The organism is Sulfitobacter sp. HI0040, assembly GCF_001634885.1.
Lineage (GTDB): Bacteria > Pseudomonadota > Alphaproteobacteria > Rhodobacterales > Rhodobacteraceae > Sulfitobacter.
In genome coordinates this window covers 1-12,442 of record NZ_LWEX01000128.1, presented here as the reverse complement: position 1 = coordinate 12,442, position 12,442 = coordinate 1, and the positions used below count along the sequence as shown (strand labels likewise).

The window sequence follows — 12,442 nt, the reverse complement described above, 5'->3', positions numbered from 1 at the left end:
TAGCCCCCGCCCCCTGAGCGCCCCATACAGCGCCGTTTCGGGCATCAGCCTATCGGCCACCCATCAGCGCCTATGGTGGGTCTGTAGCCTGCGTCTGCGCGGGTCTTAGCCTTATGGCAGTCCGTGCATATCGCTTGGAGGTTTTCTTCTTCGTCGTCGCCGTCCTTGTGGCGAGGGATGATGTGATCTACCTCCGTCGCCTCTGTCGGTCGGCCTGCCTTCCAGCATGGCTGGCATAGGTAATCATCACGGCGGAGAATCCGAAGGCGTAGCTTCTGCCACTCCCAGCCTAGGCCACGCTGCGTTGTGGTTAGTGAGTGCGACCCCATAGCGCCTCATGTCGTTGATGCAGGGCGGGCAGCCCCCCGGCCCATGATTGCGTTTCCGCCCGAGGCCTGTAGGCCACTCTGGGGTGTTCCGGCGCGCTTGGCTGCCCGTGAGTTGAGCGCGGCGGATGGGTTATCCTGCGATAGGCCCCTCGTTACCGTGTGAAGCCCCACCGCCCTCATGTGAGTGCAGTAGACGCGGCCATCTCGTCTAGCCCCAAGAGCCTCCCGGGTCTTGTCGTGGGCGGCTGGTCTGCACTCGCATCAATGCGGTGAAAATGCGCTGCAAGCGCCCTATCCTCGGTTCCGTTTCCGGGGGCGCTTGGAGTTTGGCACAACCGGAGATATCCAAGGTAGGCCTGCTTCACCCCAGACATACACGATCTAAGAACGCTTGACAACATCTAGTGGGTCAATGCGAACGGGCGACTGCCGACCGAACAAAGTCATCTCGCCTTCAATCATCGGGTGCATGTCATGGGCGGTTTTCACCATGCGCTGGAACCTGACCAGCAAGTCCTTGAACGGGCCGCTGATGATTTCAAGCGGGTCGCCGGGATCGAAGCCCGCCACCAGATCAGCACGGCGCTTGATGCGCTCAGCTTCCTCTCTCTTTTCCGCCAGCACGGCGAAGAACTCCATGGCGGCTTCGTATGGTGTCGTTTCTAGCTTGTTGCGGTTCTCTACCTGATAGATAGGCAGGGCGCTTCCCCACGCCCCTTGTACGTGGACGGCACGACCGAAAGCCTCGTCAGGGATTTCTGCAAACACGTAGCCGGGAAGGGATGGCCTGTACTCGGGGCGCGCATACCTGTCTTTACCCTTGCGGATAAACGCCACGGTGCGGCTGTCGTGTACTGTGCAGCCCATGGCCTTTATCTGCTGCTCTACAGCCCACTCGCCCTTCATCCTGTCGCCCCCGGGCGGGCGGATCATCGCGGTTGTTGTAGGCACCGCATAAAGCCGCGCTTGTACCTTGCCATGTGATGTTGTCATTCTGCCTGCCCTTCGTTCTGCCTCAATGGTCGCTCATTTCTCAGCGTTGATCGCCGCGTTGATAGCGGCCTGAGCGTACCCCAAATCCCTCATGTCCTGTGGGTTGGCTCCTTCGGCCAGCATCCTGCGGCACTGGTCTATCTGCGCCTGCATGGCGGGGGTGAGTAGCTGTCTCATCATCTTCCCTTCCATCCTTCCGTTGCTGTGAGCCGGGGTCATGCCGCGGACTCCATGCGGCGGCCCTTCAGAGTGAGCCGCTCCGGGGTGATCCTGCCAGAAGCCCAGCCGTCCCGGATGAAGTCGGGGTCGAAGCCAGCCAGTGCGCAGACAATACGGAAGTCCTCGGTTCGGCCCTCCAGCCATATGCGCGCGCGCCTGCGGGCGTGTCGCTCTTCGCGCTGCTCGCTGGTGCTGTGCGCGTCCAGTACGGCCCGGAGGATGACGCTGGCCCAGAGGTCGGTGAGCGGGTCGACGTTTTCGGGGCGGAGAATGGCTGCGTTTATCATTGCACGACCTCTTTTTCTAAGACAGCCATGGCCAGCTTGCGAATGCGGCTGTCATCCATCTGTTTAGCACCGAAACCCAGCATCGGGTCGGTGATGCCCCGGCTTTGGTCGGCCTTGACTCCTAGCATATCCATGATGACAGGATCGCTGCCGCCAGCGGTGTGCAGGTAGTGTGCGGTGACTTGTCTGGTCTGACCGGGGCGGCGCAATCTGCCGATGACCTGTTTGTGCACCTGCGGTGACCAATCCAGTTCGCCAAACACCACGTCGCTGCAGTATTCCTGCAGGCCGTCAAGGCCAGCGCCAGACCGCAGGGAAATCATCATCACGCGGGCATCGCCCTTGGTGAAGCGTTCGACGTTTCGGCGCTTGCCTGCGGGGCTTTCTGTCCCGGTGTACATGACCGGGTTGTGGTGCTGCAGTGCGCGGTTCCAGATGTCATAGACATCGCGGTGCCAGCCTGCCAGCAGCACGCGGGGGCTGTCGCGCAACAGCAGGTCCACATAGGCCGCAACGGAGTCGGCCTTAGCCACGCCTGTTAGCAGGCGCATCTTCATGTCCAGTTCCCGCGCGGCCTGTCCGGCCTTCACAAATGACCCTTCCAAAACGGTCATCGCCAGCATCTTGAACAGGTCTTCGGCGTCCTGTGCTGCCCCCTCGTTCCAGCCCACTTCCCAATCGACCGTGTTCAAGGGTGGCATCTGTGCCGACACCGTTTCATCGAATTCGGTGCGGCGCAGGAAATACCCCTTGTCGCGCAGGTAGGTGCCAAGGGCGTCCGGGTTTTTGACCGTCTTCCCCCAATCGCACCATTCGCGCATGAATTCATCGCGGTCACCCAAAAGGCCCGGTTCGATGAACTGCATCACGTTGAAAATTTCATCGCCGTAGTTGTAGATCGGTGTGGCGGTCAGGCCCATCGACACATCGGCGGTTGAAGACAGCAGGTCTGCAGCGACACCCTTGGCAGTGCCCCTGCCGGTGCGGAGTTCCTGCACTTCATCGTAAATGACCGTGCGGAACAGGCCCGTGTTGATGACATCGGTCCATCCAGCGATGTTCGAATACTTGAAAACATAGGCATCGGCCATCGGCAGGTCGTATGGTTTGGTACCCTTGATGATGTGCGTGCGAAGGTTCGTGAACTCCTCCGCGCGGTCGGCCCATTGCCCGGCAAGGTGAGGCTGCACCACGATGGCGGCTGGCAGTGGTGCGCCGCTGGTCAGTGTGCACAAGGCGGAAATCGTCTTACCAAGGCCAAGGTCATCGCCTAGCAGCAGGTTCGGGTTCTGAATTGTCAGCGCTGCTGCTTGCTGCTGATAGCCATAGGGCTGTCGGCCTTCCATAAATCCCGATACTGTCGCGGGCTTCCAGTCTGGCATCAGGATGCGTTCGCGTTCGGCGGCTTTCGTCGTGATGCGTTCGACACCGGCAGTCAGGTCGGCTTCATGGGTGTGCTTCAGGGGGTAGCGCTGCATGAACCAGTGTAGGTCCGCGCGGTTTTCGTCGGTGTCGGTCAGAACTATTTCCTGCGCGGTCTTCGGCACCTTTGTGAACAGGCGCTTGAAGGCGATTGAGACGTGCGGCTGAAGGTCGGTGATACGCCAGTGCGGCGGGTTTTCCCCAAGGTTCAGGGTTCCATAGGTGATGGTCACAATGCGCTCCTCCCCAATGAGACGAGGAACAGCGGCACCCCGTGAATCTGATCGGGCAGGCCAAGGTATGTGCCAGTGACCAGTATCAATCCGGTCAGCCGGTCGCCTTCGCAGTAGCGTTCCAGCTGGCGATAGATTTGGCGGCGCGGGTATCTAGTTTTCACCTCGATGCCGATGGTGTCGGCCACCATGAAGTCGATGCGGTCTTTCGGCCCCATGCGCACTTCGCGTTCGAAGGCCGTGCCTGTGCTGTTTAGCCATTCTTCCAGCGCGTCCTGCAGCGCCAGTTCGGTTGTCACGGGCATACGCAGTCCGCGCATCTGGTGGGTCAGGGATTGTGGGGTGATGCCGATCATTGCGCGGCCTCCCGCTTGGCCTTGGCCCGCTCGATCCCGTTCATGATCGTGGTGTGGTCCCGGCCACCGAGCAGCCGCCCGATAGCGGGCAACGAAAGGTCGGTCTCCTCCTTCAGTCTCAGCATCACCTCATGGCGATGCCTGCAGGCCCGCTTGGTCCGGTCGCCGCCTCTGAGCATATCCACGGACACACCGGCCTCTCTGGCGTAGCTGTAGATGATCTGCATGGGGCGGTCCGCCCGGCTTGGCGCGGCACCGGCCTGCCCCCGGCAGTAAGCGTCGGTGGCGATCTGGTCCAGTTTTGCCAGTTCCTCCCGGGCGTGGCGTACCTTCATCTGCTCCCATGTTTCGGAGGGGGTCATGCTGCTATTCCTCTCTCTTTCAGTTTTTCGGGGGTGACGAGGCCGCGTTCCACAAGAGCGCGGGCGGTGGTGGCCTTGATTGAACCTTCGGCCATGAAGGCATTGCTGTTAATCCGGTCTGCCCAGTATTTCAGGGTGTCGCCTTCGGATACGTGGGACTTCGCCGAGAACCCCTCGTCAGTCCATCGGCGCTCAATCAGGAAAGTTGCTGGGGAAATATTGGCGGAACTTGGGTGGCTGGCCTTCCACGCCTTGTGCCACGCGGCGCAAGTACTGGCCGCAAGCGCCCGCTCATCATGGGGAACTTGTACCCACGCCTCTTGCGCTTTTTGCTTAGAAACCTTGTCAGGCCATGCTTTCCAAAAATCAGCAAAATCGACTTGTTTCTCGTTAGAGAAACTTCCCCTCCATCCTCCATCCTCCATCTGAATTGTGTTTTCTCCCTTTTGGGGAAATTGCCCTTCATCATCTTCGCCGATTGGGGGAGTGGGATCAGTTGGCGTATCGCCGTTGCCGGAACCAGACGCCTCTAGCCCTACATATTTCAGGATTTCATGCGGGCATGGGTGCAAGTCATTCGGAGATTTGGGGCGCTGGTGCTTACGAAAATTCCGAATAGCACCGTAATGCTTGCCATCAAATTCGTAACGCTTGATAAGCCCCTCGGCCTCCAGTTCGGAAAGCAGGGCGTTCATATCCACGTTGTCTGCGGGGTAGATGCGCATCTTAAGCGTCTTGGCCTTCCATGGGAAAAGGCCCTTGTCGTCAGCCTCAACGCCAAGCCCGATTAATAAGAGACGCGCCAAGGCCGAAACCTCTACGATATTCTCGTCAGTGAAGAAGCCGGGATGCACGGACCTAATGCGGGCCATTAGTGTGACCTCCTGTTTCTGGGGCGTCTTTTAATAGGGGGCGGGGGAAAACCATTTTTTCTTCGCCAGCCAAGTCTTTCGCCATGCGTTCTACTGCTGGAGACATGTCTTCTGGTGTCAGATACTGGTAAGCATCCACCATCTGAAATGTGTGCATATTGAAGTGCGTGGCGAGAATTGACGGGAAAGAGCCGTCCAATATCATTTCATCCTCAACCACAGAATGCCCGGGTATGTACTCTTCCACAATGCTCTCAACTTGAAAGTACAAGTCGTTCTGCAATTGGAGAAAAGCAACGCCGGGGCTAACTCTAAAAAATTCGCGTGACCCGTCGACGCGGGATTCGTGAAAGAACTCATGAGCACGCAACTCCATGCCTTCGCAGTCTGGGCTTAGGATGCTGAACTCCACCACAAACGGCGTAGGAACGCCTGTCTGCCAGAGTTCGTTTGCGCGCTGCTCTACACTGCGCGTTGTCCGGCCAATCTTGACCAGCCCCGGCATTGACGGATTGCTCATGATGTAAACGTAGCCTCTCACGACACCACCCCCCTGACCGGCACGTCTACGAGGATCGGACGCAGGGTGATCTGCACCCGGCCATGTGGCGGCTCTGCGCTGGAAATGATGGGTATGGCCTGCCGGAATATGCGGTCATCCACGCCGATGACGCTGGCGATGGTGTCGCGCCCGTACTTCATGCGGGCAATCAGGTTGTCGTCGTCATAGGCGTAGTTTGCGGGCGGATAGAACGTCATTTCTATGGTGATGCTGGCGTCCTCCATGCGGCGCACCTTCTGCTCCTTCATGACTGCCCAGACGGCGCGCTGATACGCTTTCTTCGCCTTGTTGATCGCACCCCAATGGGCGCGGCTGTTCGGGGACAGAAGCGCGGGCGGGAATGGCACAGAGAATGATTGCAGCTTGCCTTTGAGGGGGGCCATTTATCACCCCGACCACTTATAGGTTTGCGGCTCAGAGTCGGGCAAAAGGCCAGCGTCCATCGGGGCTAAGAACGGCTTGATCTTCGTGAATTGTGACCGCGATACAGCGGTCCCATCAGAAAGGCTGTAAGTCTTATCGTGGCCATCCCGGCAGGGTAGCGTTACGAGTACAGTTGATCCTGCTTTGACTCTTTGAAGTACCGATAATACATTCATTTCCGCCTCCTTTTTTGTGGGGTGAGTTCGGCACGCTTTTCGTGGAGGGCGCGCATTTCCTCCGGCAAAAGGCCGCGCTTCTTGGCTTGGGCCTCGTACCCATCCAGTTCGGCAATCGAGGTGATGCGCTTGATGTTCTTGACGCGGGTGTCCATCACGCCTCCATCCGGTACTGGGCAACGCGCTTGCCGGTGGGGGGGTCTCCACCATGTCGCGGGTAATGGTGTGGCCCTCTTGGCGAAGGTCGTAGATCCTGCCGCTGAGGCGAAAGCAGCCGTATTCGTCCAACGCCTCAATGGGCGTGATCGGCCTGCCTGCCTTGAGGTGGGCTAAGATTTGCTGGGTCTGTGAGTTCATGTCATTTCCCCGCTTCGAGGCGCGCCAGTGCCTTGTCGATCCGGGTACGCAGTTCGGTGGTTGCGTTTGATTTCGTCGCTTTGCAGGGGCACGGGGCGAACACCACGCGGTAGGTGTGGAGGTCACTGATGGGGAAGCGTATGACCGCCTCGTCGCCCTCTCTGCGGACTGAGCCGGGCATCATAATGGCAGATCATCGTCATCGAGGTCACGGCCCCCGCCGCTATCCTGCGACTGGCCATAGCCGCCCTGCCCGCTGTCCTGAGACTGTGAGCCGCCGCCGTCGCTACGCCCGTCCAGCATGGTCAGCGTGCCGCCGAAACCCTGAGCACGACTTCGGTGCTGTAGCGGTCCTGACCGGATTGGTCCTGCCAACGACGCGTCTGCAACTGGCCCTCGATATAGACCTTGCTGCCCTTCTTGAGGTACTGCTCCGCCACGCGGACAAGGCCCTCGGTGAAAATGGCGACCGAATGCCACTCAGTGCGCTCTTTGCGCTCGCCTGTGGATTTGTCCTTCCAGGTTTCGGACGTGGCGATGCGTAGGTTGGCAACTTTGCCGCCATTGCCGAATGTCCTGATTTCAGGATCGGCCCCCAGATTCCCCAGCAGGACAACACGATTAACGGAACCGGCCATCAGAATGTGCCTCCATGATTGTCGTGGAAATCCATGTCTGTTTTCCTCGCGGCTAAAAGGGATTGTAGGGTTCTACATCCAGACCAAATTTGCGCACATCGTCCTTGACGAACCCGCAGACTGTTTCCAGCACGTAGAATTTCCGACCGGGGTTCTGCCGGGCCAGCCGCTCTGCCTCGCGCTCGGCCTGCTCTCTTGTGTCGTGTTGAAAAGTGGCCGGGCCGTTGCCCTTCACCATCCAAAATGCATCGCTCATATCGTCTCCATGTGGTTGGTCCGCTGAAAAGCCCCCGGCACCGAAGCGCCGGGGAAGTTGACAGGGAGGGTATGGGGGCTTCTCAGCCAGCGGCTGCCCCCTTTCGCCGCGAGTAGGGCGCATGCGGTGCCCTCTGGCTGAGAATGAGTTGCGGTCCTGCGGAACCGCCCGGGGCATCCCGGCATTCCGCACTGGTCGTCTAAGGTGTAGGGGCAGTTGGGCTGGGGACAGGTGGTCAAGACAGCCCCCATGCGATCATGGTCAACGCCGCGACAGATGTTGCGCAGGCGATAACAGCCATCCGGCGCTTCGCCTGATTGATTGCCCTCTCCACGCAGGCATGGAGTTCTTTAGCCCGGGCCAGCGCCTCTTCGGCCTGCTCAATCTCCGTCGCAATGTGATAGAGCGTCTGGTTGTCGAAATGCGCTCCACCACCGCTTGCGGCGTAGACCCGGATGCGCTCTGCGGCTGTCAGTTCGGGCGTGGTCATTTCCACCACCTCCGGCCCATGGCCCCGTCTTGGTTCTCTGGCTTGGTACATGCGCAGGAAACCTCTGCTTTCAGGACGCGGCTGACGGCATTCAGAACGGCGGACTTTGACACCCCGAACCGCTCGCCAACCTCTTTCGCGGTCAGCCCTTCCGCTTCCCGCAGGTCGAGCATCATCAGGAGCCGCTCGTCGCTTGATCTGGGGATGTCAGGTGCGCTCATGCTACCCGCCTCGGGCCAACCGACTTCTTGATTTGCTCAAGTGTGCCTCTGGCTTCATCCGCTTCTTTCTTGAGGTCTTCCGCCTTCGCCGCTGCCTCCATGCAGTCGTTAATCGCGTCGGTCAGTTGTGCGGTAATCCGGGCGATAGCGCTGGCGACACGTTCCATTTCAGTGTTCACGCCAGACGGACCAAAGTTTTCCGCCCTGATATCCTCCACCCACTTACGCGGGACGCCCAGTTTGACGGCGATGGTGTTATCCGTCGCCTTGTCCACGTAACGGCTGTTGGCCTCGTCGTAATTTTCGTCAATCTCCCGGAAAATCTTCCGGCGTTCCGGGATTGTCATTTCACGGGGGGCTTCATCGGGCACCTTGTGAACCTCCTGACAGTTGGGGCAGGAGTGCCTGCCGTTTTTCTTGGGAAGCCAGCCTATTTGCCGGGCTTTCTTGAAAATGAATTCTTCGGGAAAGGCGGACCCTTGGTGGCTGGGGCCAAACTTCGCCACCTCTTCGCAGGTGTGGCACTCCATCAACTGGATCAGGACGTGGCACCCGTCCCTTATCTCGCGATCAATCCGAACGCCTTTAATGCTGGATACCAGCTTCATGCCGCGTCCTCGGGCTTCACTGCCGGCCCTAGGTCCTGCTCAGGCTGAATCCACCTGCCATCCCGCTGGATCAGGTTCCGCATACCGCAGGGGCAGCGCGGGTATCCCGGTTGCGGCCCGATGCAGTTGCAGGAAAATGATCCGCCAAGGTCGGTTGCGCTGAAATTGTGGAACTTCGACTTCATGCCGCGCCCCTCTTGATGGGCTGGACGTGGGCGGTCAGGCTGTCGCGCAGGTCACTGAGGGCTTGCATGCCTTCCTCGGCCTCGCGGATCGCCCCTGCGGTATGTCCGGCATCGGCAGACTGTGCGGCGCGGAGGGCGGCTGAGACGGCTTCCCCGGCCTCCTTGGAGGCAGCGCCAGACGCCTCGTAGATGCAGGCAGCGGCGCGCTCCTTGTCCGTCAGGCGGTTTGCCATGCGGCGGGTCACAGGGTAGCGCCCTGCCCCATCCTCCAGCGCAATCACGTCCTCCACAGGCCAGCCGAAGTCGCCATTGAGGCGACGCGACATGGTGCCCTTGCAGACGGTGGAGCCGTTGCGGGCGTTGATCTGTTCGCAGGCCGCGTCGAGGCTGTGATAGAAGCCGTCGATAAGCGCCTGCATGTGGCTGTTGATGATGGCTCGATGGTTCATGGCAACCCTGTTTTCTTTGTGTCTGGGTCGCTGCGGCGCACATTTGAAGCATGGCAGCGGTTATGGTCATCTTCTGTAATGGAAAGCGCCGAGTGTACGGAGGCGCTTCCCCTGTTCAGGCTGCGTCGTCGGACGCGGCCACATCAAACGGCAGGAAGTGCGCCGGAGCGAGAGTCACGCCTTGCTCCCGCGCCTTCTCCCAGATCAGAGTTTTCTGTGCGTCTGGGATACTGCCGCGCACCTTCCACGATTGGACGGTGGACGGCTCTTTCCCGATAGCTGCCGCCATGGGTCGGACCCCTCCGAACGCTTCGATGATGTGGTTTACATAGGTCATGTCCGCATCATGCGCACAAAGCGGACAAAATGCAAGCGCATATTGCGGACATACTTCCGCGCGGTTTTGTGCGCAATCTGAGCGCATGGAAAACGCTGATGCATTGAGGAACGCGGTAAAGAGTATCCGCGAAAGAGCTGGGCTGTCAGTAAGGGCAATGGCGGCCCATCTTGGCATGAGTCCGTCCGGTTACAGCCATTATGAGCAGCGGATAAAGGATAAGTCCCTACCTCCGAAGATTGCAGCCTCCATCGCAAATGTGGTGGAGCCTCTAGGGGTGCCGCGCGAAGAGGTCTATGATCTGACGTTGGGCGAAATAAGAGACCACTCAACCTTCAACAGCGTTCTGCCCACTAGGATCGAAGCGGATGCCCCTGCAGAAAACGGGCAGTCACTGGTTCCTGTTTACGATGTTTCCGCGAGTGCGGGGTTTGGGGCGCTTGTGGACTACGAAGAACAGACGCACAGCCTCGCCTTCCCGCCTGACTACTTGAAGCGCCTGACCAGCAGCCCCCCGCAAAACCTCGCCATCATCAGCGTCAAAGGCGAAAGCATGGAGCCGACGCTTGTGGATGACGACATTGTGCTGGTCGATATGTCCAAGACGCACATGGGCTTCGAGGGTCTATTCGTGCTGCGCCACAACGACACGCTACTGGTCAAGCGGGCCGGGATGGCGGCGAAGAGCGGGCACGTCATGCTCATCTCCGACAACAAGGCCTATCCGCCCGTGGAAGCCGCCTTGGCCGATCTGAACGTCATCGGGAAGGTGCTTTGGTACGGGCGGAAGGTGTGAATGTGGCGTGGAGGTGAACTCGAACCAACGATAAGGGAAAATGAGAAATGATGGTTTTGTATGATGCGCCCACGATCAGGTTAAGCCGTAGGCGCGACGAAGATGGCGCTAATGAGTGCATGGTGATCCGCGCCACGATCCCGACCCTGCCCGAAACCGAGATGGACATCTTCGGTACCGTAGACTGGGCGGTTATTGCGCAAATGCCTTTTGTGCCCGATACTTCTTTTGAACAGATTGAAGAGCAAGCGCGACAGTCTCTTGTTGAAAATCTACGCGCCGTCGCAGATGCCATAGAAGCAAGGCGATATTCCCGGCAAGGATCGCCAGATTCAGCAGGGTGATCAAAGCAAGCACAACCATCGGAAATTCCTCATGATACGAAACAGCCCGCCCCGTGCGGGCTTTTCTATGCGAATCGTATAGCACGCCTGCTCCGGTGTGAACGCTAAATAAGTACAACGTGCGCATTTTGCGCTTGACCTATCGTTCGCATCATGCGTACACTCTCCCCATACCGCTCATCAGCGAATGGGAGAGACACATGACTGACGCATTTCGGATCAAGCTAGCAGAGAAGGCCGTTGAGCGCGTTTATCGAGGCCCTCACGGCCCGGCCCGTGAAATGTGCAAGGTCCTTTGCCGCGAATGTCCCTTCAAGAGATCTTCGGCCCCCGGCTATCTCGGAATCTGTTCGGGCGACCCTTGGGAGTTCCTGACCTCGGCAGGACATGGAGAGATTCCCCTACCCTGTCACATGCGGGTCAACTGGTCCAGTGCGCGGGCGCAGGAACAGGCGCAGACAGCGCACGTCTGTCGCGGCTACCTGACCATGCTCCGTAACGAGTGCAAGCGTCCCCGCAATCCTGAGTTGGCGGTGTTGGTGGAGCAGGTTGTACCGGATCGGGACGCGGTATTCGCGAACCGTAACGAGTTCATGCTGCATCACAACGACCCCGAGCTTGCAACGAGTTTTCGCAACGCCTTTGCGGAACGAATGTAATGGGAGAAGAGAACCGGAAGACATGGACCCCGTGCCTTGACCTGCGCTTGGACCTATCAGGACATGAACGTTCTGCCAGTCCACGTCGCCGCCCGGCTGCGCACGATCTATCGCCGCATTATTCGTCACACAAACATGGGGGCCGTGTAATGAAACTGCCCGAGTTCACCTACATCGTTTTCGTCCAGTGGCCTGACCGCACCGAAGCGCTCACCATGGAACACGGCCCTGACCGCTCCGACGCCTTCGATGCGGCCGCCGAAGCCTTCGAAAAGTACGGTTGCGAGGTCCGCGTTGAGTGCATCGAACGCAACGACCGGGGCGCGGCTATCGGTGTCTCCGATGCCACCGCCGTTTTCTTCGCAGAGCGCAACATCGACCCCAACCGCTGGGCCAAGTGTGAAACCTGCGGCCATGAGGATTGCGATTGCGATGCAGCCTACGACGCACGTCAGGCTGAATGGGGGGATGCGGCATGAGCCTGATCGACAAGATCAAGCAAGATCGCGAGGCAGGCACGCCGGGGTATTGGCAGTGGAATGACCCAAAGTATTTCGCAGTTGGTCACGGCACTTTTTCAGAAATTGCGGTCTACGCTCCCGGAAATGCCCATCCATGGAGAATGGCAGAGGTAGTCGGTCCTGATGATGAAACTGCTATTGCCAACGCCCGCCGCATAGCCCGCGTCCCTGAGATGGAGACCGCGCTGTTGGCCGCTGATGAACTCGCTGCCGAGATGGACCGACTGATGCCGGTTATCGCGCAGACCATCGAATTCCACGGCTTGGGTACCCCTTATGGGATTGCCACCGCGAACAAGGCGCGCGCCACCCTCTCTGCCTACCGTAAAGCAATGGGGGATGCGGCA

At 59.2% G+C, this 12,442-nt stretch carries 22 protein-coding genes and 2 pseudogenes; 5 read left to right on the top strand and 19 right to left on the bottom strand.

Annotated features, from left to right (window positions below):
• Positions 1 to 44: 44 nt before the first annotated feature.
• From A3728_RS09365 to A3728_RS23440, 19 genes and pseudogenes are all read right to left on the bottom strand, one after another.
• Positions 45 to 329 carry an HNH endonuclease gene (locus tag A3728_RS09365; protein ID WP_067922593.1) on the bottom strand — a complete coding sequence of 95 codons (285 nt, stop codon included), beginning with the start codon at positions 327 to 329 and terminating at the stop codon, positions 45 to 47.
• Between the two features lie 381 nt (positions 330 to 710).
• Positions 711 to 1,322: a transcription termination/antitermination protein NusG gene (gene nusG, locus A3728_RS09360; protein WP_067922590.1), complete on the bottom strand. Its 612-nt coding sequence runs from the start codon at positions 1,320 to 1,322 to the stop codon at positions 711 to 713.
• Positions 1,323 to 1,355: 33 nt separating this feature from the next.
• Positions 1,356 to 1,502 carry a hypothetical protein gene (locus tag A3728_RS23070; protein ID WP_161487490.1) on the bottom strand — a complete coding sequence of 49 codons (147 nt, stop codon included), beginning with the start codon at positions 1,500 to 1,502 and terminating at the stop codon, positions 1,356 to 1,358.
• 35 nt (positions 1,503 to 1,537) lie between these two features.
• Entirely contained in the window at positions 1,538 to 1,828 is a 291-nt protein-coding gene (locus A3728_RS09350; protein WP_067922585.1) for a hypothetical protein, read from the bottom strand.
• Positions 1,825 to 3,483 carry an SNF2-related protein gene (locus A3728_RS09345; protein WP_067922582.1) on the bottom strand — a complete coding sequence of 553 codons (1,659 nt, stop codon included), beginning with the start codon at positions 3,481 to 3,483 and terminating at the stop codon, positions 1,825 to 1,827. Before A3728_RS09345 ends, A3728_RS09350 begins: the two co-directional genes overlap by 4 nt.
• Complete coding sequence (locus A3728_RS09340; RefSeq protein ID WP_067922579.1) at positions 3,480 to 3,839, bottom strand: hypothetical protein; 360 nt, start codon at positions 3,837 to 3,839, stop codon at positions 3,480 to 3,482. Before A3728_RS09340 ends, A3728_RS09345 begins: the two co-directional genes overlap by 4 nt.
• Entirely contained in the window at positions 3,836 to 4,201 is a 366-nt protein-coding gene (locus A3728_RS23065) for a helix-turn-helix domain-containing protein (RefSeq protein ID WP_067922576.1), read from the bottom strand. The genes A3728_RS09340 and A3728_RS23065 overlap by 4 nt, the downstream gene beginning before the upstream one ends.
• Positions 4,198 to 5,073, bottom strand: a complete 876-nt coding sequence (locus tag A3728_RS09330) for a hypothetical protein (protein ID WP_067922572.1) — start codon at positions 5,071 to 5,073, stop codon at positions 4,198 to 4,200. The genes A3728_RS23065 and A3728_RS09330 overlap by 4 nt, the downstream gene beginning before the upstream one ends.
• The gene (locus A3728_RS09325) at positions 5,060 to 5,614 is read right to left on the bottom strand and encodes a GIY-YIG nuclease family protein (RefSeq protein ID WP_082850916.1); all 555 of its coding nucleotides are present in this window, start codon (positions 5,612 to 5,614) and stop codon (positions 5,060 to 5,062) included. The genes A3728_RS09330 and A3728_RS09325 overlap by 14 nt, the downstream gene beginning before the upstream one ends.
• A complete protein-coding gene (locus A3728_RS09320) occupies positions 5,611 to 6,018 on the bottom strand; it encodes a hypothetical protein (RefSeq protein ID WP_067922567.1) in 408 nt (135 codons plus the stop codon). Before A3728_RS09320 ends, A3728_RS09325 begins: the two co-directional genes overlap by 4 nt.
• Before the next feature lie 212 nt (positions 6,019 to 6,230).
• Entirely contained in the window at positions 6,231 to 6,389 is a 159-nt protein-coding gene (locus A3728_RS23710) for a hypothetical protein (protein ID WP_236628121.1), read from the bottom strand.
• Between the two features lie 58 nt (positions 6,390 to 6,447).
• Positions 6,448 to 6,591: pseudogene (locus A3728_RS23705) on the bottom strand (helix-turn-helix domain-containing protein); the annotation flags it as partial.
• Positions 6,592 to 6,771: 180 nt separating this feature from the next.
• Positions 6,772 to 7,229: pseudogene (gene ssb, locus A3728_RS09310) on the bottom strand (single-stranded DNA-binding protein).
• 52 nt (positions 7,230 to 7,281) lie between these two features.
• Positions 7,282 to 7,485 carry a DUF2188 domain-containing protein gene (locus A3728_RS09305; protein WP_067922562.1) on the bottom strand — a complete coding sequence of 68 codons (204 nt, stop codon included), beginning with the start codon at positions 7,483 to 7,485 and terminating at the stop codon, positions 7,282 to 7,284.
• A 235-nt stretch (positions 7,486 to 7,720) separates the two neighbouring features.
• Complete coding sequence (locus A3728_RS09300; RefSeq protein ID WP_067922559.1) at positions 7,721 to 7,975, bottom strand: hypothetical protein; 255 nt, start codon at positions 7,973 to 7,975, stop codon at positions 7,721 to 7,723.
• Positions 7,972 to 8,196: a helix-turn-helix domain-containing protein gene (locus tag A3728_RS09295; RefSeq protein WP_067922556.1), complete on the bottom strand. Its 225-nt coding sequence runs from the start codon at positions 8,194 to 8,196 to the stop codon at positions 7,972 to 7,974. Before A3728_RS09295 ends, A3728_RS09300 begins: the two co-directional genes overlap by 4 nt.
• Entirely contained in the window at positions 8,193 to 8,804 is a 612-nt protein-coding gene (locus A3728_RS09290; RefSeq protein ID WP_067922553.1) for a hypothetical protein, read from the bottom strand. Before A3728_RS09290 ends, A3728_RS09295 begins: the two co-directional genes overlap by 4 nt.
• A 181-nt stretch (positions 8,805 to 8,985) precedes the next feature.
• The gene (locus A3728_RS09280; protein ID WP_067922548.1) at positions 8,986 to 9,438 is read right to left on the bottom strand and encodes a hypothetical protein; all 453 of its coding nucleotides are present in this window, start codon (positions 9,436 to 9,438) and stop codon (positions 8,986 to 8,988) included.
• A gap of 115 nt (positions 9,439 to 9,553) precedes the next feature.
• Positions 9,554 to 9,952 carry a carph-isopro domain-containing protein gene (locus tag A3728_RS23440; RefSeq protein WP_201722122.1) on the bottom strand — a complete coding sequence of 133 codons (399 nt, stop codon included), beginning with the start codon at positions 9,950 to 9,952 and terminating at the stop codon, positions 9,554 to 9,556.
• On the opposite strand from A3728_RS23440, the gene A3728_RS09270 reads away from it, so the two are divergent.
• The 5 genes from A3728_RS09270 to A3728_RS09255 form a co-directional block, all read left to right on the top strand.
• Positions 9,861 to 10,571, top strand: coding sequence for a S24 family peptidase (locus A3728_RS09270; RefSeq protein WP_161487192.1), 711 nt, complete (start codon positions 9,861 to 9,863; stop codon positions 10,569 to 10,571). The two genes, A3728_RS23440 and A3728_RS09270, sit on opposite strands and share 92 nt — an antisense overlap.
• Positions 10,572 to 10,618: 47 nt before the next feature.
• A complete protein-coding gene (locus A3728_RS22725) occupies positions 10,619 to 10,915 on the top strand; it encodes a hypothetical protein (RefSeq protein ID WP_067951402.1) in 297 nt (98 codons plus the stop codon).
• A gap of 200 nt (positions 10,916 to 11,115) precedes the next feature.
• Positions 11,116 to 11,574: a hypothetical protein gene (locus A3728_RS22720; RefSeq protein ID WP_150120708.1), complete on the top strand. Its 459-nt coding sequence runs from the start codon at positions 11,116 to 11,118 to the stop codon at positions 11,572 to 11,574.
• Between the two features lie 149 nt (positions 11,575 to 11,723).
• Entirely contained in the window at positions 11,724 to 12,053 is a 330-nt protein-coding gene (locus tag A3728_RS09260) for a hypothetical protein (RefSeq protein WP_067922536.1), read from the top strand.
• Positions 12,050 to 12,442, top strand: a 393-nt coding sequence (locus tag A3728_RS09255; RefSeq protein ID WP_067922533.1) for a hypothetical protein, incomplete at its 3' end; no start/stop codon positions are given. The genes A3728_RS09260 and A3728_RS09255, both read left to right, overlap by 4 nt.